Origin of the sequence: Rhodoferax ferrireducens, from assembly GCF_003347515.1 — a bacterium.
Classification (GTDB): domain Bacteria; phylum Pseudomonadota; class Gammaproteobacteria; order Burkholderiales; family Burkholderiaceae_C; genus Rhodoferax.
In genome coordinates, this window is the sequence record NZ_QEII01000136.1 from 1 (window position 1) to 1,638 (window position 1,638).

The following is a 1,638-nucleotide window of genomic DNA, read 5'->3' on the forward strand; positions in this document are numbered from 1 at the left end:
CGGTATTGGCTTGGGCGGTGCTATTGACGGCAATCGTGATCGTGGCGCTGCCCAATGAACCGTTGATGGCCACCGTGCCAGCTGTCGTGTTATTCGCACCCGCAGCGGCCAGCGTGGAGGCGCCGCCTGCCGCCAGAACCTGGTTGTTACCGTAGGCCGTGGTACGCAGGTTGGCAGTCGTCGCCGTGATTGTCTGATTGGCATTGGCGCCGACCTGGAATTTTTGCGTGCCAAAGGTGCCGTCGAGCAGCTTCTGGCCATTGAATTCAGTCGTTTGCGAGGTGCGGTCAAGCTCTGAAACGAGTTGCGTCACCTCCTGCTGCAGCGCCTGGCGGTCGCCCGCACTGTTCGAGGCGTTGGCAGATTGCACTGCCAGTTCACGTACCCGTTGAAGAATATCGCCTGAAGCCTTGAGCGCACCTTCGGCGGTTTGCGCCAGGGAGATACCGTCGTTGGCATTGCGAACGGCCTGGTTAAGCCCCTTGATCTGCGACGTAAAGCGCTCCGAAATCGCCAAACCAGCGGCGTCGTCTTTGGCGCTGTTGATGCGCAGACCGGAAGACAGCCGCTGAATAGACGTCGCCAATGAGGACTGGCTAGCGCCCAAGTTGCGTTGAGCCGTTAGTGAACTGATATTGGTATTGATGGTGGATGCCATTTGAAATCTCCAGTAAAGCTGACCGAATTCGACATTGCTGCCGACCTGAACGCCAGTAAAAACCTGGCCGCCAAGTCTGGTGAACTTCTAAAGTCTTTCGCCAGACGACGAGCCCTAAATGCAACCCGTTGGATATCTTTTCGGGCGTTCCAACAAAAACTTTAGCGTCAAACACAAAAACAACGCTGTATTTACAGCGGTTATCCATGCAATGGATTGGCCTTGCATCTCCACAATCACTTCACCTTACCTTCACCGAGTTGTCAGTCTGTTGCTGGCGCTTATCCCGGCAGTAACGCCGACTTTTTTATGGAGTTATGTAATGGCCTCTACCATTAACACCAACATCAGTTCACTGACGGCTCAACGCAACCTGGGTACCAGTCAGTCCTCGCTCTCAACGTCTATTCAGCGACTGTCTTCCGGTCTGCGCATCAACAGCGCCAAAGACGACGCCGCTGGTTTGGCGATTTCGGAGCGTTTTACCGCCCAAATTCGCGGACTTAATCAAGCGGCACGCAATGCCAACGACGGTATCTCCCTGGCGCAAACCGCTGAAGGCGCGATGGGCGGGGCCGGCAATATCTTGCAGCGTGTGCGCGAGCTGGCAGTGCAATCTGCCAATGCCTCGAACAGTGCGGGCGACCGCCAGGCGCTGCAGCAGGAGGTGACGCAACTCGTTTCAGAGCTTGACCGAATTTCTCAAACGACCGAATTCAATGGCCAGAAGCTGCTCGACGGCACCTTTGGCACGCAAAAATTCCAGGTCGGCGCCAATGCCAACCAGACCATCGTTGCGGCGGGCGCAAATCTGCGCACCTCGGTTTACGGAAACAACCAGGTTCTGGCGGCGGGCGGCGCCTCCACGCTGGCCGCTGCGGGTGCGAATAACACGACAGCTGGCACGGTGGCCATCAACGGTTCATTGGGCAGCGCCACGATCACGATTGCCGTCAATAGCACCGCCCAAGCCAATACCG

The 1,638-nt window shown here is 56.9% G+C and carries 2 pseudogenes; one reads left to right on the forward strand and one right to left on the reverse strand.

Annotated elements, in window-relative coordinates:
* Window positions 1-658, reverse strand: a pseudogene (locus C5P05_RS00630) (flagellin); the annotation flags it as partial.
* Window positions 659-980: 322 nt separating this feature from the next.
* On the opposite strand from C5P05_RS00630, the pseudogene C5P05_RS00635 reads away from it, so the two are divergent.
* Window positions 981-1,638, forward strand: a pseudogene (locus tag C5P05_RS00635) (flagellin); the annotation flags it as partial.